23 protein-coding genes are annotated in these 21,778 nt (G+C 55.6%); 15 read left to right on the top strand and 8 right to left on the bottom strand.

Going from position 1 to position 21,778, the window contains the following annotated elements:
- The first annotated feature begins 1 nt into the window (after position 1).
- The 5 genes from ACQG22_RS00650 (at position 2) to coaD (ending at position 4,697) form a co-directional block, all read left to right on the top strand.
- Positions 2-1,102: a glycosyltransferase gene (locus ACQG22_RS00650; protein WP_029881896.1), complete on the top strand. Its 1,101-nt coding sequence runs from the start codon at positions 2-4 to the stop codon at positions 1,100-1,102.
- An 11-nt stretch (positions 1,103-1,113) separates the two neighbouring features.
- Complete coding sequence (locus ACQG22_RS00645; RefSeq protein WP_095907197.1) at positions 1,114-2,103, top strand: glycosyltransferase; 990 nt, start codon at positions 1,114-1,116, stop codon at positions 2,101-2,103.
- Positions 2,104-2,169: 66 nt separating this feature from the next.
- On the top strand, positions 2,170-3,444 hold the full coding sequence (gene waaA, locus ACQG22_RS00640; RefSeq protein WP_013094897.1) for a lipid IV(A) 3-deoxy-D-manno-octulosonic acid transferase: 1,275 nt from the start codon (positions 2,170-2,172) through the stop codon (positions 3,442-3,444).
- Entirely contained in the window at positions 3,444-4,214 is a 771-nt protein-coding gene (locus tag ACQG22_RS00635; RefSeq protein WP_014830152.1) for a glycosyltransferase family 2 protein, read from the top strand. The genes waaA and ACQG22_RS00635 overlap by 1 nt, the downstream gene beginning before the upstream one ends.
- A 3-nt stretch (positions 4,215-4,217) precedes the next feature.
- The gene (coaD, locus tag ACQG22_RS00630) at positions 4,218-4,697 is read left to right on the top strand and encodes a pantetheine-phosphate adenylyltransferase (protein WP_013094895.1); all 480 of its coding nucleotides are present in this window, start codon (positions 4,218-4,220) and stop codon (positions 4,695-4,697) included.
- A 2-nt stretch (positions 4,698-4,699) separates the two neighbouring features.
- Here coaD and mutM read toward each other — a convergent pair whose 3' ends face one another.
- The 4 genes from mutM to radC form a co-directional block, all read right to left on the bottom strand.
- Entirely contained in the window at positions 4,700-5,509 is an 810-nt protein-coding gene (gene mutM, locus ACQG22_RS00625) for a bifunctional DNA-formamidopyrimidine glycosylase/DNA-(apurinic or apyrimidinic site) lyase (RefSeq protein WP_013094894.1), read from the bottom strand.
- 74 nt (positions 5,510-5,583) lie between these two features.
- On the bottom strand, positions 5,584-5,751 hold the full coding sequence (rpmG, locus tag ACQG22_RS00620) for a 50S ribosomal protein L33 (RefSeq protein ID WP_013094893.1): 168 nt from the start codon (positions 5,749-5,751) through the stop codon (positions 5,584-5,586).
- 22 nt (positions 5,752-5,773) lie between these two features.
- Entirely contained in the window at positions 5,774-6,010 is a 237-nt protein-coding gene (gene rpmB, locus ACQG22_RS00615; RefSeq protein ID WP_002436699.1) for a 50S ribosomal protein L28, read from the bottom strand.
- 217 nt (positions 6,011-6,227) lie between these two features.
- Entirely contained in the window at positions 6,228-6,896 is a 669-nt protein-coding gene (gene radC, locus ACQG22_RS00610) for a RadC family protein (protein ID WP_013094892.1), read from the bottom strand.
- 172 nt (positions 6,897-7,068) lie between these two features.
- Between radC and coaBC the strand changes: the two genes are divergently transcribed.
- The 3 genes from coaBC (at position 7,069) to slmA (ending at position 9,433) form a co-directional block, all read left to right on the top strand.
- Positions 7,069-8,280 (top strand): bifunctional phosphopantothenoylcysteine decarboxylase/phosphopantothenate--cysteine ligase CoaBC, encoded by a 1,212-nt coding sequence (gene coaBC, locus ACQG22_RS00605; protein WP_029881894.1) that lies wholly within the window; start codon positions 7,069-7,071, stop codon positions 8,278-8,280.
- Positions 8,258-8,716: a dUTP diphosphatase gene (dut, locus tag ACQG22_RS00600; RefSeq protein ID WP_015570042.1), complete on the top strand. Its 459-nt coding sequence runs from the start codon at positions 8,258-8,260 to the stop codon at positions 8,714-8,716. Before coaBC ends, dut begins: the two co-directional genes overlap by 23 nt.
- 120 nt (positions 8,717-8,836) lie before the next feature.
- Positions 8,837-9,433, top strand: coding sequence for a nucleoid occlusion factor SlmA (gene slmA, locus ACQG22_RS00595; RefSeq protein WP_013094890.1), 597 nt, complete (start codon positions 8,837-8,839; stop codon positions 9,431-9,433).
- Positions 9,434-9,516: 83 nt separating this feature from the next.
- On the opposite strand, the gene pyrE is transcribed toward slmA, so the two are convergent.
- Positions 9,517-10,158, bottom strand: coding sequence for an orotate phosphoribosyltransferase (gene pyrE, locus ACQG22_RS00590; protein ID WP_013094889.1), 642 nt, complete (start codon positions 10,156-10,158; stop codon positions 9,517-9,519).
- A 67-nt stretch (positions 10,159-10,225) separates the two neighbouring features.
- On the bottom strand, positions 10,226-10,942 hold the full coding sequence (rph, locus tag ACQG22_RS00585) for a ribonuclease PH (RefSeq protein ID WP_013094888.1): 717 nt from the start codon (positions 10,940-10,942) through the stop codon (positions 10,226-10,228).
- A 125-nt stretch (positions 10,943-11,067) separates the two neighbouring features.
- Here rph and ACQG22_RS00580 point away from each other — a divergent pair, with 125 nt between their 5' ends.
- On the top strand, positions 11,068-11,931 hold the full coding sequence (locus ACQG22_RS00580; protein WP_369706816.1) for a YicC/YloC family endoribonuclease: 864 nt from the start codon (positions 11,068-11,070) through the stop codon (positions 11,929-11,931).
- A 205-nt stretch (positions 11,932-12,136) separates the two neighbouring features.
- The gene (locus ACQG22_RS00575; protein ID WP_013094886.1) at positions 12,137-12,754 is read left to right on the top strand and encodes a trimeric intracellular cation channel family protein; all 618 of its coding nucleotides are present in this window, start codon (positions 12,137-12,139) and stop codon (positions 12,752-12,754) included.
- A gap of 2 nt (positions 12,755-12,756) precedes the next feature.
- Here the strand turns inward: ACQG22_RS00575 and ligB are convergent, their stop codons facing one another.
- A complete protein-coding gene (gene ligB / locus ACQG22_RS00570; protein ID WP_013094885.1) occupies positions 12,757-14,427 on the bottom strand; it encodes an NAD-dependent DNA ligase LigB in 1,671 nt (556 codons plus the stop codon).
- Positions 14,428-14,678: 251 nt separating this feature from the next.
- Here ligB and gmk point away from each other — a divergent pair, with 251 nt between their 5' ends.
- From gmk to recG, 5 genes are read left to right on the top strand one after another with little or no spacing between them, the layout of a single operon-like run.
- Entirely contained in the window at positions 14,679-15,302 is a 624-nt protein-coding gene (gmk, locus tag ACQG22_RS00565; protein WP_013094883.1) for a guanylate kinase, read from the top strand.
- A 54-nt stretch (positions 15,303-15,356) separates the two neighbouring features.
- Positions 15,357-15,632 carry a DNA-directed RNA polymerase subunit omega gene (gene rpoZ, locus ACQG22_RS00560; RefSeq protein WP_000135058.1) on the top strand — a complete coding sequence of 92 codons (276 nt, stop codon included), beginning with the start codon at positions 15,357-15,359 and terminating at the stop codon, positions 15,630-15,632.
- Positions 15,633-15,651: 19 nt separating this feature from the next.
- On the top strand, positions 15,652-17,766 hold the full coding sequence (spoT, locus tag ACQG22_RS00555; protein ID WP_013094882.1) for a bifunctional GTP diphosphokinase/guanosine-3',5'-bis pyrophosphate 3'-pyrophosphohydrolase: 2,115 nt from the start codon (positions 15,652-15,654) through the stop codon (positions 17,764-17,766).
- 4 nt (positions 17,767-17,770) lie between these two features.
- On the top strand, positions 17,771-18,460 hold the full coding sequence (gene trmH, locus ACQG22_RS00550; protein WP_369706815.1) for a tRNA (guanosine(18)-2'-O)-methyltransferase TrmH: 690 nt from the start codon (positions 17,771-17,773) through the stop codon (positions 18,458-18,460).
- Positions 18,461-18,463: 3 nt separating this feature from the next.
- Positions 18,464-20,545: an ATP-dependent DNA helicase RecG gene (recG, locus tag ACQG22_RS00545; protein WP_014830141.1), complete on the top strand. Its 2,082-nt coding sequence runs from the start codon at positions 18,464-18,466 to the stop codon at positions 20,543-20,545.
- A 2-nt stretch (positions 20,546-20,547) separates the two neighbouring features.
- Here recG and gltS read toward each other — a convergent pair whose 3' ends face one another.
- Positions 20,548-21,750, bottom strand: a complete 1,203-nt coding sequence (gene gltS, locus ACQG22_RS00540; RefSeq protein ID WP_013094878.1) for a sodium/glutamate symporter — start codon at positions 21,748-21,750, stop codon at positions 20,548-20,550.
- Positions 21,751-21,778 lie beyond the last annotated feature (28 nt).

The raw sequence follows: 21,778 nt of genomic DNA, 5'->3' as shown, positions 1-21,778 counted from the left end.
AATGCGCATCCTAATGATTATTGATGGTTTACCCGGTGGAGGAGCTGAAAAAACGGTTCTTACACTCTCCAGCGGATTAACAGAGATGGGGCATCAGGTCTCTCTCTTCTCGCTGCGGAAAGTGTGCGACTACGCCATTCCGGAAGGCATCGATTATCAGGTCGTTCAGGATACCTGCAAAAAACCGTGGCGGAAGCTAACGGAGATCCCGCGCCGCGCCAGGCTGCTGGATCAGGCTATCGAGCGGGCGGAGCGCAGCGGCAAATTTGATGTGGTGTTCTCGCATCTGCACAAAACTGACCGCATCGTGGCACACTGCCGCGCCCTGGAGCGCGATAAAGTGTGGTTCTGCGTGCATGGCATGTTCTCATTCTCCTACCTTCGCCATCGCCGTGGGCTTTCACGCTGGTTTAAACACACTAAGATTCGCCATACCTACGAAAACCGCAACGTGGTCGCCGTCTCAGGCGCCGTGTTGAAAGATCTTTCAGAAACGCTGGCCCTGAATCTCCGACGCACGGCGGTAATCCATAATCCTTTTGATATTCCTGAAATCCAGCGTCTGGCGGACGCCCCCTTTGAGATGCAGGGAAAGGATTACATCATTCACGTCGGCCGCTTCCATGAGCACAAGCGCCACGATCGCCTGCTACGGGCGTTCGCGCTGAGTCAGCTCAATACCACGCTGGTTATGATGGGCAATGGCTCTGAGGCTAAAATTCAAAAGCTTAAGCAGCTTGCCCGCGAACTGGGCATTGAAGACAAAACGGTTTTCCGTCCGTTCGAACCTAATCCTTATCCCTGGATTAAAGGGGCACGCCTTTTAGTGTTAAGTTCTGACTGCGAAGGTTTTGGTAATGTGCTGGTTGAATCCATTATCTGCCAGACGCCACCCGTCAGTACACATTGTCCAGGTGGCCCCGCCGAAATCCTCAAGGGAGACTTATCCCGCGGTCTGGCAGAGATGAATGACGAGTCTCTGGCAAAAACGCTGGCGGATATTTATACCTCTCCACCGGTCGTTGATCGCGCAACCATTGCATCGTTCGGTATCAAGGCCATTTGCCAGCAATATATTGCTTTGGTCGACAATCAAAAATAATCAGGTTTCTTATGCAAAATTCAGCGCCATTATTAAGCGTGGTGGTAGCCGTTTATAACGGTGAAGCGTTCCTGGATCAGTTCTTTACCTGCCTTGTGGATCAACGCATCGACAGCATGGAAGTCATCATCGTCAATGACGGCTCCACGGACCGTTCGATGCAGATCGTCGAAAACTGGCGCGAAAAGCTGCCGCAGATGCAGGTTATTGAGCAGCAAAATCAGGGCGTATCCATCGCGCGTAATACCGGTCTGGCCGTCGCGACGGGCCAATATCTCTCTTTCCCTGATATTGATGATGTCTTTAAACCCGGCATGTATCAGCACCTGCTTGATATGGCTGTTACGCAACGTCTTGATGTCGCTACCTGTAACGGCAACTACGTCTGGGAAAATAATAAGAAGCCTTCACGCCCTATTTTCCCTGAAGACAAACTGGCATCAACGGGCGTCATGTCCGGCCCTGCATGGCTCAAAATGGCGCTCGACTCCCGTAAGTTCCTGCACGTGACCTGGCTGAACATCTATCGTCATGACTTTATTCGCGAGCACGGTTTTCACTTTGAACCGGGGTTGCGCCATCAGGATATTCCGTGGACCACAGAAGTACTGCTGGCGGCGGAGCGGGTGCAGTACACCAGTGAACGTTACTACGACTACTACATTCACTCTGCGTCGGTGTCTCATATGCCGGACAATGACGACACGCTCATTCGCTCGGCGCGTCACTACATGAAAATCCTGCAGATGCTCGATGCCATTAATCAGCGCTACCCCGATAAAGTGAAAGGGATCCCTGCTTGCCACTGGCAAATTGCCAAAGAAGGGCTGGGCATCATTCATACTTTCGACAACATGAAAGATGAGCAGAAAAAGGCATTTATTATCAAAGAGTTTTTCGATACAGGGATCTGGAAACTCATCTGGAAAAATGCAAAAAGTCCCCGACTGCGCTGGCGACTGGGCCGTCGTTACTTCCGTTTGAAGCGCTATGTGGCATAAGAGATAGCTTTACCTGGCCCAAATGCTTAGAATTTGCCCGCCGAAACTAAAAAGACGGATAATCGCTTGGAATTGTTGTATACCGCCCTGCTCTATATCATTCAGCCACTGGTGTGGCTGAGACTGCTGCTTCGTAGCCGTAAAGCGCCTGCGTACCGAAAACGCTGGGCTGAACGCTATGGCTTCTGTCGCAATAAAGTTGCCCCGGACGGTATTTTGCTGCATTCCGTTTCTGTTGGCGAAACGCTGGCAGCGATCCCGCTGGTTCGCGCCCTGCGTCACCGTTATCCGTCGCTGCCGATCACCGTCACGACCATGACGCCGACCGGCTCTGAGCGCGTGATGTCCGCCTTCGGTAAAGACGTGCATCACGTCTATCTGCCTTACGACCTTCCCTGCGCCATGAACCGTTTTCTGGAAACCGTTCGCCCTAAACTGGTGATCGTGATGGAAACCGAGCTGTGGCCGAATATGATTTCCGCTCTGCATGCACGTAAGATTCCACTGGTGATCGCGAACGCGCGTCTGTCTGAGCGGTCGGCGAAAGGCTACGGCAAGCTGGGGAAATTTATGCGCCGCCTGCTCAGCAAGATCACACTGATTGCTGCGCAAAACGAAGAAGACGCAGCGCGCTTTATCTCGCTTGGCCTGAAACGCAACCAGCTGGCGGTGACAGGCAGCCTGAAATTCGATATCTCCGTCACGCCTGAACTTGCGGCCCGTGCTATCACGCTGCGCCGCCAGTGGGCACCGCGTCGCCAGGTCTGGATTGCGACCAGCACCCATGATGGCGAAGAGGCAATTATCCTGCAGGCACACCGTAAGCTGCTGGAGAAATTCCCCGATTTGCTGCTGATTCTGGTACCTCGCCATCCCGAGCGTTTTAAAGACGCCCGTGAAATGGTGCAAAAAGGCGGCTTCAGCTTCACCCTGCGCAGCAGCGGTGAGATCCCCTCCACCAGCACGCAGGTGGTTATTGGCGATACCATGGGTGAGCTGATGCTGCTGTATGGCATCGCTGATCTGGCCTTTGTTGGCGGCAGCCTGGTGGAGCGTGGTGGCCATAACCCGCTGGAGCCAGCGGCCCATGCCATTCCCGTACTGATGGGTCCACATACCTTCAACTTCAAAGATATCTGTGCGAAATTGCAGCAAGCGGAAGGGCTAATTACCGTGACCGATGCGGATTCGGTGGTCAAAGAGGTCTCGACTCTGCTGACCGACGAAGATTACCGCCTGTGGTACGGTCGTCATGCCGTCGAAGTGCTGCATCAGAACCAGGGTGCCCTCACCCGTCTGCTGCAGCTTCTGCAACCTTATCTGCCGCAGCGGAGCCACTAATGTCAACGCGCCTGTCGGTCGTTCTGATCGCCAAAAACGCTGCCGACCTGCTTCCGGATTGCCTGGCCTCCGTTGCCTGGGCTGACGAAATTATCCTGCTCGACTCCGGCAGTGAAGACAACACAGCGGACGTTGCCCGCGCAGCGGGTGCAAAAGTCTATACCAACACCGACTGGCAAGGTTATGGCATCCAGCGCCAGCGCGCGCAGGGATATGCCACCGGTGATTATGTACTGATGCTCGACACAGACGAGCGCATCACGCCGGAGCTGCGTCAGGCCATTCAGGCGGTGCTCGCCGCACCAACGCCGGGCACGGTCTACAGCATTGCGCGTCGTAACTATTTCCTTGGCCGTTTTATGCGTCACAGCGGCTGGTACCCCGACCGGGTCACGCGCCTCTACGAGCGCGAGCGGTATCAGTACAATGATAATCTGGTCCATGAATCCCTGGCCTGCGACAGTGCGCCAGTCGTCCCTCTGACGGGCGATCTTTTGCACCTGACCTGCCGGGATTTCGCCAGCTTCCAGCGTAAACAGCTCAACTATGCCACCGCCTGGGCACAGGAGCGCCATCAGCGCGGCAAGAAGGCCACGCTGACAGGTATCTTCACCCATACGCTGGGGGCATTTCTGAAAACGCTGCTGCTGCGTGGCGGCGTGCTGGACGGTAAACAGGGCTGGTTACTGGCCGTGGTAAATGCCCAGTATACTTTCAACAAATACACCGAGCTGTGGGCGCTCAGCCGCGGCTACTCAGAGAAAACGTGAGCCATGAGCACAAAAGCGATTTATCCAGGTACCTTTGATCCGATCACCAATGGTCATCTTGATATCATCACCCGTGCGGCGTGCATGTTCGACAAGGTGATTCTGGCGATTGCTGCCAGCCCCAGTAAAAAACCGATGTTTGACCTGAACGAGCGCGTTGCGCTTGCCACCGAGGCCATTGCGCACCTGCCGAACGTTGAGGTGGTGGGCTTCAGCGATCTGATGGCCAACTTTGCCCGCGCTCAGCAGGCGACGATTCTGATCCGTGGCTTACGCGCGGTGGCAGACTTCGAGTATGAGATGCAGCTGGCGCACATGAACCGTCATTTGATGCCGGAGCTGGAAAGCGTATTTCTGATGCCATCCAAGGAGTGGTCGTTCATCTCTTCCACGCTGGTGAAAGAGGTGGCGCGTCATCACGGGGACGTTACCCATTTCCTGCCGGTTAACGTCCACCAGGCGTTGATGGACAAGCTAAAGTAGCGTTATTTCTGGCACTGACGGCAATAGAATGTGGCGCGCTGGGCATGCTTTGTTGCGATGATCGGCGTTCCACACACCCTGCACGGCTCGCCTTTGCGGCCATACACCTGCAGCTCCTGAGCAAAATAGCCAGGCTTACCGTCGCTTTGCAGGAAGTCCTTCAGCGTCGTTCCCCCCTGCTCAATTGAGCGAAGCAGTACCGCTTTAATCACCCGCACCAGCAGCTCACACTCCTGCGCCGACAGCGAAGAGGCTAGCCGATCGGGATGGATCCCGGCTGCAAACAGCGATTCGCTGGCATAGATATTCCCCACGCCGACCACCAGTTTGTTATCCATCAGCCAGGGTTTAATCGGGGTTTTCTTTTTCGCACACTTCGCTTTCAGGTATTCCGCGTTAAACGCTTCTGAAAGCGGCTCTGGCCCCAGATGTGCCAGTACGCTATGTCCTTCCAGTTCTTTGGTCCACAACCATGCGCCAAAGCGGCGGGGATCGGTATAACGCAACACTTTGCCGTTACTCATCACCAGATCGACATGGTCATGCTTTTCCGCAGGCAGCTCTTCAGTGAGGATCCGCAGGCTGCCGGACATGCCAAGATGAATGATGATCCAGCCATCGGGCAGCTCCAGAAGCAGATATTTCGCGCGGCGCTGGACGCTGAGGATCGGTTTATCGCTTAACGCATGGATCTCATCAGAAACCGGCCAACGGAGGCGGCCGTTACGCACGGTAGCATGAAGAATAGTCGCGCCGACCAGATGCGGCTCAATACCGCGGCGGCTGGTCTCCACCTCAGGTAATTCAGGCATGATTCCTCCGTAGTAAGATGCAGAATGCAAAAAACCCCGCAGTTGCGGGGTTTTTCAATACAAGGAGGCTAAAATTATTTGATTTTAGCTTCTTTGTACATTACGTGCTGGCGTACAACTGGATCGAATTTTTTCAGTTCCAGTTTTTCCGGCTTAGTACGTTTGTTCTTCGTGGTGGTGTAGAAGTGACCTGTACCAGCAGAAGAAACCAGCTTGATTTTCTCGCGAATACCTTTAGCCATGATTTATTTCCTCTTTAAGTACTTAGTACTTTTCGCCACGGGCACGCAGTTCGGACAGAACTGTATCGATGCCTTTCTTATCAATTACACGCATACCTTTAGCAGATACGCGCAGGGTGACAAAACGCTTCTCGCTCTCAACCCAGAAACGGTGAGAGTGCAGGTTCGGCAGGAAACGGCGTTTAGTCGCGTTCAGTGCGTGGGAACGGTTGTTACCGGTCACCGGACGCTTGCCAGTAACTTGGCAGACTCGGGACATGTCTATTCTCCAAAAATCAAATTAGCTCGAGCTTCGTATGGGGTATCGGCGCCTCGTCAGGCTTTACAGCCCGGTCATCGCATAGTTCTATTGAACTCTCGATTGCCAGGCCCAAATGCCAAACCCGAGATTCTCAAAGGTGGCGTAGTATACGCTGACTCGGCGGTGTGCTCAAGTCCCGAACAGACAAAGATCCCGATGGATCGCGAGAAATAGCCTAAATCCAGCCATGTTCTGCAAAAGAAAGGTACTCTCCGCGGCCAATTATCAGATGGTCCAGCACACGAATGTCCATGAATTGACAGCATTTGACAATGCGGTCGGTGATCTCTTTGTCAGCTCTGCTTGGTTCTGCACAGCCAGAAGGGTGATTATGCGCGAGTATCACGCCGGCTGCATTCAATTTTATTGCTTCGCGCACAATTTCACGCGGATGAACCTCTACATGGCTTAGCGTGCCCGAGAAAAGGTGGCTATGCTTGAGCACCCGGTTCCGGTTGTCGAGAAAGATCACCATAAAGATCTCGCGTTCAATATCGGTTAACTGACTTTGCAGAAACTCGCGCGTCATCGCAGGAGTCAGTATCGGGTCCTCTTCCTGCATACGAACACACTGAAAACGGCGGGCCAGTTCGGCAATCCCCTTGAGCTGGGCATATTTCGCCACACCGATACCCTCCACATGCGCAAACTCCGCCAGTTCCGCCGTCATCAAACCGTAGAGTGAGCCAAAATGGCCTATCAGATCTTTTGCCAGCGTAAAGACCGTTTTACCGGGCGTACCGGTGCGCAAAAAAAGCGCCAGCAGTTCTTCATCCTTTAGCAAGGTGACGCCATAGCGCAGCAATTTTTCGCGCGGTAAGAGCAGTTCATCCTCGTCTTCCATGCTTTTTCTCCCTGTTTTTTGCTCATCTTGCCATAGGCTACTCAGGTACCTGACTCTCGCGTCTCGTTCTTGCGTAACGCCTCGCAAAGTGACCGAAGGACAAGATCACCCCGTTTTTGGGATTGTGATAAAATGCCCGCTCTCTGGTGAAACCCAACAGGAAAGAATCATGATGAGCCTGGCCGGTAAAAAAATCGTTCTTGGCGTTAGCGGCGGCATTGCAGCCTATAAAACCCCGGAACTGGTGCGCCGTCTGCGCGAGCGCGGGGCCGACGTACGGGTCGCGATAACCGAAGGCGGAAAAGCCTTTATCACTCCTCTGAGCCTGCAGGCCGTTTCAGGATACCCGGTATCTGACAGCCTGCTTGACCCTGCCGCAGAAGCCGCGATGGGCCATATTGAGCTTGGGAAATGGGCAGACCTGGTTATCCTTGCCCCCGCCACGGCCGATTTAATTGCCCGCGTTGCCGCCGGGATGGCGAACGATCTGGTTTCGACCATTTGTCTGGCCACGCCCGCTCCTGTTGCCGTCGTGCCGGCCATGAATCAGCAGATGTATCGCAATGCCGCGACCCAGCATAATCTACAGACGCTGGCCTCGCGCGGCCTGCTGATCTGGGGGCCGGACAGCGGGAGCCAGGCCTGTGGCGATGTCGGCCCAGGGCGTATGCTTGATCCATTGACTATTGTCGATATGGCCGCGGCCCATTTTTCGCCTGTCAACGACCTGCAACATCTCAACATCATGATTACAGCCGGCCCAACGCGCGAGCCGCTGGATCCGGTACGTTACATTACCAACCACAGCTCCGGTAAAATGGGCTTTGCGATTGCGGCCGCAGCGGCGAAACGCGGCGCGAACGTCACGCTGGTCAGTGGCCCGGTCTCCTTACCTACGCCGCCTTTTGTGCAGCGTATTGATGTCACCACCGCGCTGGAAATGGAGGCCGCGGTACAGGCCCATGCGCAAAACCAGCAGATTTTTATCGGTTGTGCTGCCGTCGCGGACTACCGCGCAGAGACCATTTCCGATGCCAAAATCAAAAAGCAAGGCGATGAATTAACACTAAAAATGGTGAAAAACCCGGATATCGTTGCTGGCGTCGCCGCGCTGAAAACCCATCGTCCTTACGTTGTTGGGTTTGCCGCAGAAACAAATAATGTGGAAGAATATGCCCGGCAAAAACGTACCCGCAAAAACCTCGATTTGATTTGCGCGAATGACGTATCGCTGGCCACGCAAGGATTTAACAGCGACAGCAACGCACTGCACCTTTTCTGGCAGGATGGAGATAAAATCTTACCGCTTGAGCGCAAGGAACTCCTGGGCCAACAATTACTGGACGAGATCGTTACCCGTTATGATGAAAAAAATCGACGTTAAGATTCTGGACCCGCGTGTTGGCGAGCAATTCCCGCTACCAACCTATGCCACCTCCGGCTCTGCCGGTCTTGACCTGCGCGCCTGTCTCGATGACGCCGTAGAACTGGCTCCGGGTGCGACCACCCTGATCCCAACGGGCTTGGCGATTCACATTGCTGACCCTTCACTGGCGGCGGTGATCCTGCCACGTTCAGGCCTGGGTCATAAGCATGGTGTCGTGCTGGGTAACCTGGTCGGCCTGATCGACTCTGACTACCAGGGCCAGCTGATGGTCTCCGTCTGGAACCGAGGTCAGGACAGCTTCACCATTGAACCGGGCGAGCGTATTGCGCAGATGGTCTTTGTACCTGTGGTGCAGGCAGAATTTAACCTGGTGGCAGACTTTGATGCCACCGACCGTGGCGAAGGCGGCTTCGGCCATTCCGGGCGCAAATAACCGCCCGACAGACACGCATCTCACAGCGCCATAATGTCATAACAAACCGCAAACGCCAGTTTGCGGTCGCTGTGTGGATGCCAGCCTGACAAGTGCTTATTTTCAGGGGTATTTTGCAACATGGCAGAAAAACAAACCGCGAAAAGGAACCGTCGCGAAGAAATACTTCAATCTCTGGCTCTGATGCTTGAATCCAGCGATGGCAGTCAACGCATCACCACCGCAAAACTGGCCGCCTCTGTAGGCGTGTCTGAAGCGGCGCTGTACCGTCATTTCCCGAGCAAAACCCGGATGTTCGACAGCCTGATCGAGTTTATCGAAGACAGTCTGATCACGCGTATCAACTTGATTCTGAAAGACGAAAAAGACACCACTGCGCGTCTGCGTCTGATTGTGCAATTGATTCTGGGATTTGGAGAACGTAACCCGGGCCTGACCCGTATTCTGACTGGCCATGCGCTGATGTTTGAGCAGGACAGACTGCAGGGCCGCATTAACCAGCTGTTCGAGCGTATTGAAGCGCAGCTGCGCCAGGTACTGCGTGAAAAGAAAATGCGTGAAGGCGAAGGTTACAGCACGGATGAAACGCTGCTGGCAAGCCAGATCCTGGCGTTTTGCGAAGGCATGCTCTCCCGTTTTGTACGCAGTGAGTTCAAATACAGCCCAACGGACGATTTCGACGCCCGTTGGCCGTTAGTGGCGGCGCAGTTGCAGTAACGTCGTTGCCGGATGGCGGCTTCGCCTTATCCGGCCTACGGATTGCGCAGGCCCGGCAAGCGACGCGCCACCGGGCGATTCCGTTACACGCCGAACTCTTCGCGATATGCCCGCACCGCAGCCAGATGATCCGCCATCTCTGGCTTCTCTTCCAGATACGCAATCAGGTCTTTCAGGTTGATGATTGACGTCACTTTGCAGCTGTAATCACGTTCAACTTCCTGAATGGCCGAGATTTCACCACGACCCCGTTCCTGGCGGTCCAGAGAAATCAACACGCCAGCCAGCGTCGCGCCGTTGGCCTGGATAATCTCCATGGATTCGCGAATGGCGGTACCCGCAGTGATGACGTCGTCCACCAGCATCACGCGCCCCTGCAGTGGGCTGCCGACCAGGTTGCCGCCTTCACCGTGGGTTTTGGCCTCTTTACGGTTAAAGCAGTACGGCACGTCGCGGTCATGGTGTTCTGCCAGCGCAACCGCGGTGGTGGTCGCAATCGGAATGCCCTTATAGGCCGGGCCAAACAGCAGGTCGAAATCAATCCCTGAATCCACCAGCGCTTCGGCATAGAAACGGCCTAACAGCGCCAGATCGCGCCCGGTATTGAACAGCCCGGCATTGAAGAAATAGGGACTCTTGCGCCCGGATTTCAGCGTAAACTCGCCAAACTTGAGGACCTGCTTGTTAAGCGCAAACTCAATAAACTGGCGCTGATACGGTTTCATGGATTCGCTCCTTTGTCTTTTCTGTCTTACAGGCAAAAAAAAGGCGACTCATTGGTCGCCTTTAAAATCAATTTTCTAACGCCGCTTTCTGCGTCGTTACAATAGATTCAATTCCCCCTCGGGCCAGAGCCAGCAAGGTGAGAAGTTCTTCGTGGGTAAACGGTTCGCCTTCTGCGGTGCCCTGCACCTCAATGATACGTCCGTCTTCGGTCATCACCACGTTCATGTCAGTTTCGGCGGCGGAGTCTTCTACGTATTCCAGATCGCAAAGCGCTTCACCGTTAACGATACCGACGGACACCGCGGCAACCATCCCTTTCATTGGGTTTGTTTTCAACTTACCAGCCGCAACCAGTTTATTCAGGGCATCCGCCAGCGCCACACAGGCACCGGTAATCGATGCGGTACGCGTGCCACCGTCAGCCTGAATGACGTCGCAGTCCAGGGTAATGGTGAATTCGCCCAGCGTTTTCAGATCAACAGCGGCGCGCAGCGCACGCGCGATGAGGCGCTGAATTTCCATGGTACGGCCGCCCTGCTTACCTTTTGCCGCTTCACGGGCATTACGGGTATGCGTTGCACGCGGCAGCATGCCGTATTCAGCCGTGATCCAGCCCTGGCCCTGACCTTTCAGGAAACGCGGAACGCCTTCTTCAATGGAAGCCGTGCACAGCACTTTGGTGTCACCAAACTCAACCAGAACGGAGCCTTCAGCGTGTTTTGTATAGTTACGGGTCAGGGTGACGGGACGCACCTGATTGGCGCTACGACCTGCTGGACGCATGATGAATTCTCCGGCTTGAAACGAATGTGGCTGCGCATTATACGGATAAAGGACGCTTATTCCTATCCTGAGAAGCCCCTGAAAGCTATAATCCCCCCATCTCTCCTTTAAAAACGGGAATATCTATGATCCGCAGTATGACCGCCTACGCCCGGCGTGAAATCAAGGGTAGCTGGGGTAGCGCTATCTGGGAAATGCGTTCGGTAAACCAGCGCTATCTGGAAACCTATTTCCGTATGCCGGAGCAGTTCCGCAGCCTTGAGCCTGTGGTGCGTGAGCGTATCCGTACGCGTCTGACGCGCGGCAAAGTGGAATGTAACCTGCGTTTTGAGCCGGATGCCAGCGCGCAGGGCGAACTGATCCTCAACGAAAAACTGGCAAAACAGCTCGTCAATGCGGCGAACTGGGTCAAAATGCAAAGCGACGAAGGCGAAATTAATCCGGTTGATATTCTGCGCTGGCCTGGCGTCATGGCTGCCGGAGAGCAGGATCTGGATGCAATTGCCGCTGAAATCCTTGCCGCCCTCGACAGCACGCTCGATGACTTTATCGTTGCTCGCGAAACCGAAGGCCAGGCGCTGAAAGCGATGATTGAACAGCGCCTTGAAGGCGTCAGCGCCGAAGTGGCAAAAGTACGTACCCATATGCCGGAAGTGCTGCAGTGGCAGCGCGAGCGTCTGGTTGCCAAACTGGAAGAAGCGGAAGTTCAGCTGGAAAATAACCGTCTGGAACAAGAGCTGGTGCTGATGGCGCAGCGCGTTGACGTGGCCGAAGAGCTGGACCGTCTGGAAGCACACGTTAAAGAGACCTACAACATTCTGAAGAAGAAAGAAGCCGTTGGTCGTCGTCTCGACTTTATGATGCAGGAATTCAACCGCGAGTCGAATACCCTGGCGTCTAAATCAATCAATGCCGACGTGACGAATTCCGCCATTGAGCTCAAGGTACTGATTGAGCAGATGCGCGAGCAGATCCAGAATATCGAGTAATACCATTCGGGTGGCGTCGACCGACGTCACCCATTATTATTTCTAATCCATTTTAACCCGTCTTTTCTCGCTTTGCCGCCACCAATCAACCTTCTCCGCTATGGGTTGATAAAATTTTATAGGGCAAACCCGCTCACTTTAGAAAATCTCAATCGTGATCGTGCGCACAAAACGTTAACCTTCCCGGCTTCACACCGGAGGTTATATGCTGCTTCACACTCTTTATCTCATTGGCATTACTGCAGAAGCCATGACTGGCGCGCTTGCAGCCGGTCGTCGCCGAATGGATACCTTCGGCGTAATCATTATTGCCACAGCGACCGCACTGGGCGGCGGTTCCGTGCGCGATATTCTGCTGGGCCATTACCCACTGGGCTGGGTGAAAAACCCCGAATACGTGATTATTGTGGCGACCGCCGCCGTAGTAACCACCATTGTCGCGCCCGTTATGACCCATCTGCGTCGCCTGTTTTTGGTGCTTGATGCGCTCGGGCTGATTGTCTTTTCTATCATTGGCGCACAAATCGCACTCGATATGGGCGAAGGGCCAGTTATCGCCACCATTGCCGCCGTGGTGACCGGGGTGTTTGGAGGCGTGCTGCGCGATATGTTCTGCAAACGTATTCCTCTGGTCTTTCAAAAAGAGCTGTATGCCGGCATCTCCTTCGCGGCAGCGGTGCTCTATATTGCCCTGCAGCATTATGTTTCGAACCATGATGTGGTGGTCATCTCCACGCTGCTGTTCGGCTTTACGGCCCGCATGCTGGCATTGCGACTGAAGCTCGGCCTGCCGGTGTTTCACTACAAACACAGCGCTCACTAAGTTCAGAATCCCTTGATGTGCTGTTCAGCCAGCCACTTTGCCAGCACATCCACCTCCGGCGCGTGGAGCCAGTTAACGATTTGCCGCGCTTTCTCCTCTCCGGTCCCCGGCAAGGTCTGCCAGTCCATAGCGCTACGCTGGTGCATGGTCTGCCATGATAGCTCTCCGGCGGCTTTCAGGGTCGCCTGAGCCAGCGGAACCCCCATCGCCATGATCCAACGAATAAAAGGACGCTCGCGCACCAGATTAAACTGATGCCAGAGCGCCAGTCCGCGTGCAGCCGAAAACCCCGGCGTGGTTTGCAGCTGTGCCTGGGTTAACAACAGCCATGAGAAAATATGTTCAAAGCGATGTGCCTGCCAGAGCGCCCGCCAGCCTGACTCGCCTAAACCGGCAATATCCAGCCCTTGCTTAGAACTGAGCCACGTCAGCCGGGCAAAGAACTGCTCCATACATTCCGGTGAAGCGTAAAAACAGCTGAGAGAATGGTACTGCGGGACTGGAGGTTCTGGTTTTTGCCGGTCGGTCCCTCGCCAGACGACTTTGTCGAATCGGGGGATCCCCTGTCCGGCCAGGCTTACCTGGATCTGATCGCCCGGCGCGATATCCAGCCTTTGCCAGCGGCCAACGGACCCGAGGCTAACCCGCTGCACCTGTTTATCATCCAGCCGTACTGGCTCCAGCCCCGCCACAACGGCAATTTTCCCCGTTCGGCCCACAGTGAAGTGTATATCCCGTACTTCAGCAACCTGCGCGACAGGGGGATATTTCCAAGCAACAACCCAACTGCCCTCTCCTGGCAGCCAGTTTTCACCCGGCAGTTCATCCGCCGAGCGAACCACAATGCCGTCCGTGGCAAAGGGTAATGCTGCGGTGTGCCACGCTGAGCGCTGCTTTTCGACGGCCTCAATATGCTCTACGGGCAAGGTATAGCGCGCCGTCAGGGTAAACCCCGCGTCAGACAGTTCCGCCAGTGCGGTTTTCATCTCTTTTGGCCCGTCTGGCCAGGCCCAGATGAATACCCCAACCTCTCTCAAAAACGCGTTATCCTGCTGGCGCATCATCGCACCTGCGACTTTTGCGCGTGCATTCATTCCGCCCATCTGCTGCTGAATGTGGTTTTCACGCTGCCAAAAAAGCTCCCCCTGTAACACGCTGTTTGCCAGCGCGCCGTAAAGGTGTTGTGGCACCGACGGTATTAAACGCACCTGCGATGTCCAGTCTTCACCTTTTAGCCCATCGCCACGGCTAATGGCCTGAGCCAATGTTCCCCCCCGATACACCAGCGTTACCGCTACACCGTCAACTTTGGGTTGCATCCAGAGATTGCGCCGGGCATGCATCCACTGGCCAAGCTCTTCTTTACTGCTCACCTTATGAACCCCTGTATGGGCGACAGGGTGTTTGATACGTCCCGTCAGGGCGGGAAGTGCTGCGTCAGGTGATGCATGCCCAAAACAGTGCTGCCACTGTTTTAACCGCCCGTTGAGCTGGTCATACACTTCATCGTTCACTTCGCTGATACCCTGCTGCCAGTAGGCGTCATCCCAGCGTTTGATTTGCGCACTTAACGTCGCAATCTCTTTCTCCGCCCTCGCCTGAGACCACACCGGGCACACCGCCGCCGCAGAACCACACCACAACAGCATGAAGCCGCTTATCCATCGCCACATCGCTACCCCTCCTTTACGTTGCTGGAGGTATAACCCGGCGACGAAAAACACGCTAATGGCAACATGGCGCTTTGCGAGGCGCTATCCAGAGTGAATTTATGTTGCTGCAAAACACAGGTAAAACCTGAAAACGACACGCAAAACGCAATAATCCAGGGGAAAAAGTGTGACAAAGGCTACGTCACACAGCGGCGACGTGTATAATAAGCCCGTATGTAGGACTTCTTCGTTAACACATACAAAAGACTCTCATGGCTCAAGGCACGCTTTATATTGTTTCTGCCCCTAGTGGCGCGGGTAAATCCAGCCTTATTCAGGCACTGTTAAAAACCCAACCGTTGTATGACACTCAGGTTTCTGTTTCACACACCACGCGTAAACCGCGTCCGGGTGAAGTGCACGGTGAACACTATTTCTTTGTCGATCACGACGAATTTAAAGCGATGATTGGCCGAGATGCGTTTCTTGAACACGCAGAAGTTTTCGGGAACTACTACGGTACTTCGCGTGAAACCATTGAGCAGGTTCTGGCAACCGGCGTGAATGTGTTCCTGGATATCGACTGGCAGGGCGCACAGCAAATTCGCAAGAAAATGCCTGATTCGCGCAGTATCTTTATTTTACCGCCGTCGAAAGATGAGCTGGATCGCCGCCTGCGTGGCCGCGGTCAGGACAGCGAAGAGGTCATTGCAAAGCGTATGGAACAGGCAGTTGCAGAAATGAGCCATTACGCCGAATATGATTACCTTATTGTGAATGATGATTTTGATGCCGCACTGAGCGATCTCAAAACCATCCTTCGCGCAGAACGTCTGCGTATGAGCCGCCAGAAGCAGCGACATGACGCATTAATCACCAAACTGTTGGCAGACTGAACCCACTTTCAGTATTATGCCCAGTCATTTCTTCACCTGTGGAGCATTTTAAGTATGGCACGCGTAACTGTTCAGGACGCTGTAGAGAAAATTGGTAACCGTTTTGACCTGGTGCTGGTCGCCGCGCGTCGCGCTCGTCAGATGCAGGTAGGCGGAAAAGATCCGCTGGTACCGGAAGAAAACGATAAAACCACCGTAATTGCACTTCGCGAAATCGAAGAAGGTCTGATCAACAACCAGATCCTCGACGTACGTGAGCGCCAGGAGCAGCAAGAGCAGGAAGCCGCAGAACTGCAGGCCGTAACCGCCATTGCTGAAGGTCGTCGTTAATTAAACCTGCGGGTCGCCCTTGTATCTGTTTGAAAGCCTGAATCAACTGATTCAAACCTACCTGCCTGAAGACCAGATTAAGCGTCTTCAGCAGGCTTATCTCGTTGCACGTGACGCTCACGAGGGCCAGACACGTTCAAGCGGTGAACCCTATATCACGCACCCGGTAGCGGTGGCCTGTATTCTGGCCGAGATGAAACTCGACTATGAAACGCTGATGGCCGCTCTGCTGCACGACGTGATCGAAGATACCCCTGCCACTTACCAGGATATGGAACAGCTGTTTGGCAAAAGCGTTGCCGAACTGGTGGAAGGGGTGTCCAAGCTTGATAAGCTGAACTTCCGCGACAAGAAAGAGGCGCAAGCCGAAAACTTTCGCAAGATGATTATGGCGATGGTGCAGGATATCCGCGTCATTCTCATCAAACTCGCTGACCGTACCCACAACATGCGCACGCTGGGCTCACTCCGCCCGGACAAACGTCGCCGCATTGCCCGTGAAACCCTCGAAATCTACAGTCCGCTGGCGCACCGTTTAGGTATCCATCACATTAAAACCGAGCTGGAAGAGCTGGGTTTTGAAGCGTTGTACCCGAACCGCTATCGCGTCATTAAAGAGGTGGTGAAAGCCGCCCGCGGTAACCGTAAAGAGATGATTCAAAAGATCCTCTCGGAAATTGAAGGACGTTTACAGGAAGCGGGCATTCCCTGCCGCGTGAGCGGTCGCGAAAAACACCTGTACTCTATTTACTGCAAAATGGTGCTCAAAGAGCAGCGTTTTCACTCGATCATGGATATTTACGCGTTCCGCGTGATCGTCCACGATGCCGACACCTGCTATCGCGTTCTGGGGCAGATGCACAGCCTCTACAAGCCGCGTCCTGGGCGCATGAAAGATTACATCGCCATTCCAAAAGCGAACGGCTATCAATCTTTGCATACCTCGATGATCGGCCCGCACGGCGTCCCTGTTGAAGTGCAGATCCGCACCGAAGACATGGACCAGATGGCGGAGATGGGTGTCGCCGCACACTGGGCCTATAAAGAGCACGGTGGTGAAAGCAGCACCACGGCACAAATCCGCGCCCAGCGCTGGATGCAGAGCCTGCTGGAGCTGCAGCAGAGTGCGGGGAGCTCGTTTGAATTTATCGAGAGCGTAAAATCCGATCTCTTCCCGGATGAGATTTACGTTTTCACGCCTGAAGGGCGTATTGTCGAACTGCCTGCGGGCGCGACCCCGGTCGACTTCGCGTATGCCGTGCATACCGATATCGGCCACGCCTGCGTAGGCGCACGCGTAGACAGACAGCCTTATCCGCTGTCTCAACCGCTCGCCAGCGGCCAGACAGTCGAAATCATCACCGCACCGGGCGCACGTCCAAACGCGGCCTGGCTGAACTTTGTTGTGAGCTCCAAAGCGCGCGCCAAAATCCGTCAGCTGCTGAAAAACCTCAAGCGTGATGACTCCGTCAGCCTTGGGCGTCGTCTGCTCAACCATGCGTTGGGTGGCAGCCGTAAGCTGGCAGAGATCCCACCAGAACATATCCAGCGTGAACTCGACCGGATGAAGCTCACCTCTCTGGACGATCTGCTGGCGGAAATTGGGCTGGGTAACGCCATGAGCGTCGTGGTAGCCAAAAACCTGCAGCAGGGCGAAGCAATACCTTCCGCACCTGGCGCATCCGGCCACGCGCATCTGCCGATCAAAGGCGCGGACGGGGTGCTTATCACCTTTGCGAAGTGTTGCCGTCCAATTCCTGGCGATCCGATTATTGCGCACGTCAGCCCGGGCAAAGGGCTGGTTATCCACCATGAATCCTGTCGTAACATCCGCGGCTATCAAAAAGAGGCGGAGAAGTTTATGGCGGTCGAGTGGGATAAAGAGACGGCGCAGGAATTTATCACCGAAATTAAGGTGGATATGTTCAACCACCAGGGTGCCCTGGCGAACCTGACGGCAGCGATCAACACGGCCTCTTCCAACATTCAGAGCCTGAACACGGAAGAAAAAGATGGCCGCGTGTACAGCGCCTTTATTCGTCTGACCGCCCGCGACCGCGTGCATCTGGCAAATATTATGCGCAAGATCCGCGTCATGCCGGACGTCATTAAAGTCACCCGAAACCGAAACTAGTTTTATGAATGCACAACGTTATGCACGTATCTGCGAAATGCTCGCCAGGCGTCAGCCTGATCTGACGGTCTGCATGGAGCAGGTCCATAAACCTCATAACGTCTCTGCCATTGTCCGTACCGCAGACTCCGTCGGCGTGCATGAAGTGCACGCCGTCTGGCCCGGTGCCCGCATGCGCACCATGGCGTCGACAGCCGCAGGCAGTAACAGCTGGGTGTCCGTCAAAACCCATCAGACCATCGGAGAAGCCGTATCGCACCTGAAAGGTCGCGGTATGCAGATTCTTGCCACCAACCTGTCTGCCAAAGCGGTCGATTTCCGCGAGATCGACTACACCCGCCCGACCTGTATTTTGATGGGTCAGGAGAAAACCGGGATCACTCAGGAAGCGCTGGATCTGGCGGATCAGGACATCATCATCCCCATGATCGGCATGGTGCAGTCCCTGAATGTCTCTGTGGCCTCCGCGCTCATTCTGTATGAAGCCCAGCGCCAGCGTCAGAACGCCGGGATGTACGAGCGCAGCAACAGCATGCTGCCGGAAGACGAACAGCAGCGCCTGCTGTTTGAAGGCGGTTATCCGGTGCTGGCTCGTGTTGCGAAGCAGAAAAAATTGCCTTACCCCCACGTCAACGCGCAGGGCGAAATTGAAGCCGATGCCGGGTGGTGGGCCACCATGCAGTACGCAGGGTAACCGATGAAAGGCCGCCTGCTGGATGCCATCCCGCTCAATAGCCTGACGGGCGTGGGCGCGGCACAAAGCAGTAAACTGGGCAAAATTGGCCTGCACACCGTGCAGGATCTCCTGCTCCACCTCCCCCTGCGTTATGAAGACCGCACGCAACTTTATAAGATTGGCGATCTGCTGCCCGCGATTTACGCCACCGTTGAGGGCGAGGTGCTGAACTGCAACATCACCTTTGGCGGCCGCCGGATGATGACCTGTCAAATCAGCGACGGCACCGGCATTCTCACCATGCGCTTTTTCAACTTCAACGCGGCGATGAAAAACAGCCTTGCAACAGGCCGCCGGGTGCTGGCGTATGGCGAAGCCAAACGCGGGAAATATGGCGCAGAGATGATCCACCCGGAGTACCGCGTGCAGGGCGATCTCAGCACGCCGGAGCTGCAGGAGACGCTCACTCCGGTCTACCCGACAACGGAAGGTATCAAACAGGCGACGCTGCGTAAGCTCACCGACCAGGCCCTGGAGTTACTCGATACCTGCGCCATCACCGAGCTGCTGCCGCCTGAGCTGGCGCAGGGAATGATGAGCCTGCCGGAAGCGCTGCGTACGCTGCATCGCCCGCCGCCCACGCTGCAGCTCAGCGATTTAGAAAGCGGCAAACACCCCGCCCAACGGCGTCTTATCCTTGAGGAATTACTGGCGCATAACCTGAGCATGCTGGCGCTGCGCGCCGGTGCGCAGCGTTTTCATGCCCAGCCCTTAAGCCCGCGTGATGAGCTCAAGGATAAGCTGCTGGCCTCCCTGCCGTTTAAACCTACCGGTGCCCAGGCGCGCGTCACCGCCGAGATCGAACGCGATATGGCGCTTGATGTGCCCATGATGCGCCTGGTGCAGGGCGATGTAGGCTCTGGTAAAACGCTGGTTGCTGCCCTGGCAGCCCTGCGCGCCATTGCCCACGGCAAGCAGGTGGCGCTGATGGCGCCGACGGAACTGCTGGCGGAGCAGCACGCGAATAACTTCCGCGCCTGGTTCGCCCCGCTGGGCATTGAGGTGGGCTGGCTTGCCGGAAAACAAAAGGGCAAAGCGCGTCTTGCGCAACAGGACGCCATCGCTCGCGGTGAGGTGCAGATGATTGTCGGCACCCATGCCATCTTCCAGGAGCAGGTGCAGTTTAACGGCCTCGCGCTGGTGATCATCGATGAACAGCACCGCTTTGGCGTGCATCAGCGCCTGGCGCTGTGGGAAAAAGGGCTGCAGCAGGGCTTCCATCCGCACCAGCTGATCATGACCGCCACGCCTATTCCGCGAACCCTGGCGATGACTGCCTATGCCGATCTGGACACCTCCACCATTGACGAGCTACCGCCGGGCCGTACGCCGGTCACGACGGTGGCCATCCCGGATACCCGCCGCAGCGACATCATCGATCGCGTGCGCAACGCCTGCACCCATGAAGGACGTCAGGCGTACTGGGTCTGCACGCTGATTGAGGAGTCTGACCTGCTTGAAGCGCAGGCCGCAGAAGCAACGTGGGAAGAGCTGAAGCTGGCGCTACCGGAACTGAAGGTGGGCCTGGTGCACGGGCGCATGAAGCCCGCAGAAAAACAGGCCGTCATGCAATCCTTCAAACAGGGCGAGCTGCATTTGCTGGTCGCCACAACGGTGATTGAAGTGGGCGTGGATGTGCCAAACTCCAGTCTGATGATCATCGAAAACCCGGAGCGTCTGGGGCTTGCGCAGTTACACCAGTTGCGTGGCCGCGTGGGCCGTGGTGCGGTGGCCTCACATTGCGTTCTGCTCTACAAAGCCCCGCTCTCAAAAACCGCGCAGATGCGTTTGCAGGTACTGCGTGACAGCAACGACGGATTCGTCATTGCGCAAAAAGACCTGGAGATCCGTGGCCCGGGCGAGCTCCTGGGCACACGTCAGACCGGGAACGCTGAATTCAAAGTGGCAGATTTGCTGCGCGATCAGGCCATGATCCCTGAAGTTCAGCGCCTTGCCCGCCATATTCATGAACGCTACCCCGAACAGGCGGCAGCGTTAATTGAGCGCTGGATGCCGGAAACTGAGCGCTACTCCAACGCCTGATCTCAGGCGAACATCGGCAGCATCAGGTACAGCTTGATCACCAGCGCGTTGACGATATCAATAAAGAATGCCCCAACCATCGGTACCACCAGAAACGCCATGTGCGAAGGCCCGAAACGTTCGGTGATTGCCTGCATATTGGCGATTGCCGTTGGCGTGGCCCCCAGACCAAACCCACAGTGCCCCGCCGCCAGCACCGCGGCATCGTAGTTTTTGCCCATCATGCGCCAGGTAACGAACATGGCATAGAGCGCCATAAACAGCGCCTGCACCGCCAGAATGGCTACCATCGGCAGCGCCAGCGACGCCAGCTCCCACAGCTTAAGGCTCATCAGGGCCATCGCCAGGAACAGCGACAGGCAGACGTTACCCAGCACCGAGACCGCACGTTCAAACACGCGATAGAAGCCCATCAGGGCCAGACCGTTGCTCAGGATCACCCCGATAAACAGCACACAAACAAAGGTCGGCAGTTCAAAGGCCGTGCCCGCCAGCCATTGCGCAACCACTTTACCCAGCGTCAGACAGATGGCGATCATGGCGATGGTTTCAATCATCACCAGCGAGGTGATGGTGCGGCCAACGTCCGGCTTTTCGAACGCGGTGGGGACCAGTTCATCGTCCGGTCTGCCGTCCGGCGTGGTGGAGTGCTTCACCAGGTAGCGCGCTACCGGGCCGCCAATCAGACCGCCAAGCACCAGACCAAAGGTCGCGCAGGCCATCGCCACTTCCGTTGCGTTTTCAAAGCCATAGCGCTCGATAAACAGCTTACTCCACGCCGCCCCGGTACCGTGCCCGCCGGACAGAGTGATGGAGCCAGCCAGCAGACCCATCAGCGGATCCAGCCCCAGCAGAGACGCCATACCGATGCCGATGGCGTTTTGCATCAGCAGCAGACCAACCACGACAATCAGAAACACGCCCAGCACCTTACCGCCCGACCGAAGGCTCGCCAGGTTGGCATTCAGGCCGATAGTGGCAAAGAAGGCCAGCATCAGCGGATCTTTGAGGGACATATCGAAATCGATTTCCCAGCCCATGCTTTTTTTCAGCACCAGCAGGGCCAGCGCCACCAGCAACCCACCGGCAACAGGTTCAGGAATGGTGTACTTTTTCAGAAAGGAAACACTGTGTACCAGCTTGCGACCAAGCAGAAGAACCAGCGTTGCGGCAACAAGGGTCGACAACGTATCGAGATGAATCATAAGAGGCTCCTGTTATGCGCGTGTTCCA

This window comes from Enterobacter cloacae complex sp. 309I3 (assembly GCF_050031595.1).
Taxonomy (GTDB): domain Bacteria; phylum Pseudomonadota; class Gammaproteobacteria; order Enterobacterales; family Enterobacteriaceae; genus Enterobacter; species Enterobacter cloacae.
Note: the sequence above shows the minus strand (reverse complement) of the source record. Positions and strands in the feature narration are given on the sequence as shown.

What these genes read in the sequence shown, in the direction of transcription:
- trmH (WP_369706815.1), top strand. Translation starts at nt 17,771, where the DNA reads ATGAATGCACAACGTTATGCACGTATCTGCGAAATGCTCGCCAGGCGT.
- rph (WP_013094888.1), bottom strand. Translation starts at nt 10,942, where the DNA reads ATGCGTCCAGCAGGTCGTAGCGCCAATCAGGTGCGTCCCGTCACCCTG.
- recG (WP_014830141.1), top strand. Translation starts at nt 18,464, where the DNA reads ATGAAAGGCCGCCTGCTGGATGCCATCCCGCTCAATAGCCTGACGGGC.
- slmA (WP_013094890.1), top strand. Translation starts at nt 8,837, where the DNA reads ATGGCAGAAAAACAAACCGCGAAAAGGAACCGTCGCGAAGAAATACTT.
- ACQG22_RS00575 (WP_013094886.1), top strand. Translation starts at nt 12,137, where the DNA reads ATGCTGCTTCACACTCTTTATCTCATTGGCATTACTGCAGAAGCCATG.
- mutM (WP_013094894.1), bottom strand. Translation starts at nt 5,509, where the DNA reads ATGCCTGAATTACCTGAGGTGGAGACCAGCCGCCGCGGTATTGAGCCG.
- ACQG22_RS00635 (WP_014830152.1), top strand. Translation starts at nt 3,444, where the DNA reads ATGTCAACGCGCCTGTCGGTCGTTCTGATCGCCAAAAACGCTGCCGAC.
- gmk (WP_013094883.1), top strand. Translation starts at nt 14,679, where the DNA reads ATGGCTCAAGGCACGCTTTATATTGTTTCTGCCCCTAGTGGCGCGGGT.
- dut (WP_015570042.1), top strand. Translation starts at nt 8,258, where the DNA reads ATGATGAAAAAAATCGACGTTAAGATTCTGGACCCGCGTGTTGGCGAG.
- gltS (WP_013094878.1), bottom strand. Translation starts at nt 21,750, where the DNA reads ATGATTCATCTCGATACGTTGTCGACCCTTGTTGCCGCAACGCTGGTT.
- ACQG22_RS00650 (WP_029881896.1), top strand. Translation starts at nt 2, where the DNA reads ATGCGCATCCTAATGATTATTGATGGTTTACCCGGTGGAGGAGCTGAA.
- pyrE (WP_013094889.1), bottom strand. Translation starts at nt 10,158, where the DNA reads ATGAAACCGTATCAGCGCCAGTTTATTGAGTTTGCGCTTAACAAGCAG.
- rpmB (WP_002436699.1), bottom strand. Translation starts at nt 6,010, where the DNA reads ATGTCCCGAGTCTGCCAAGTTACTGGCAAGCGTCCGGTGACCGGTAAC.
- ACQG22_RS00645 (WP_095907197.1), top strand. Translation starts at nt 1,114, where the DNA reads ATGCAAAATTCAGCGCCATTATTAAGCGTGGTGGTAGCCGTTTATAAC.
- rpmG (WP_013094893.1), bottom strand. Translation starts at nt 5,751, where the DNA reads ATGGCTAAAGGTATTCGCGAGAAAATCAAGCTGGTTTCTTCTGCTGGT.
- radC (WP_013094892.1), bottom strand. Translation starts at nt 6,896, where the DNA reads ATGGAAGACGAGGATGAACTGCTCTTACCGCGCGAAAAATTGCTGCGC.
- coaD (WP_013094895.1), top strand. Translation starts at nt 4,218, where the DNA reads ATGAGCACAAAAGCGATTTATCCAGGTACCTTTGATCCGATCACCAAT.
- ACQG22_RS00580 (WP_369706816.1), top strand. Translation starts at nt 11,068, where the DNA reads ATGATCCGCAGTATGACCGCCTACGCCCGGCGTGAAATCAAGGGTAGC.
- coaBC (WP_029881894.1), top strand. Translation starts at nt 7,069, where the DNA reads ATGAGCCTGGCCGGTAAAAAAATCGTTCTTGGCGTTAGCGGCGGCATT.
- rpoZ (WP_000135058.1), top strand. Translation starts at nt 15,357, where the DNA reads ATGGCACGCGTAACTGTTCAGGACGCTGTAGAGAAAATTGGTAACCGT.
- ligB (WP_013094885.1), bottom strand. Translation starts at nt 14,427, where the DNA reads ATGTGGCGATGGATAAGCGGCTTCATGCTGTTGTGGTGTGGTTCTGCG.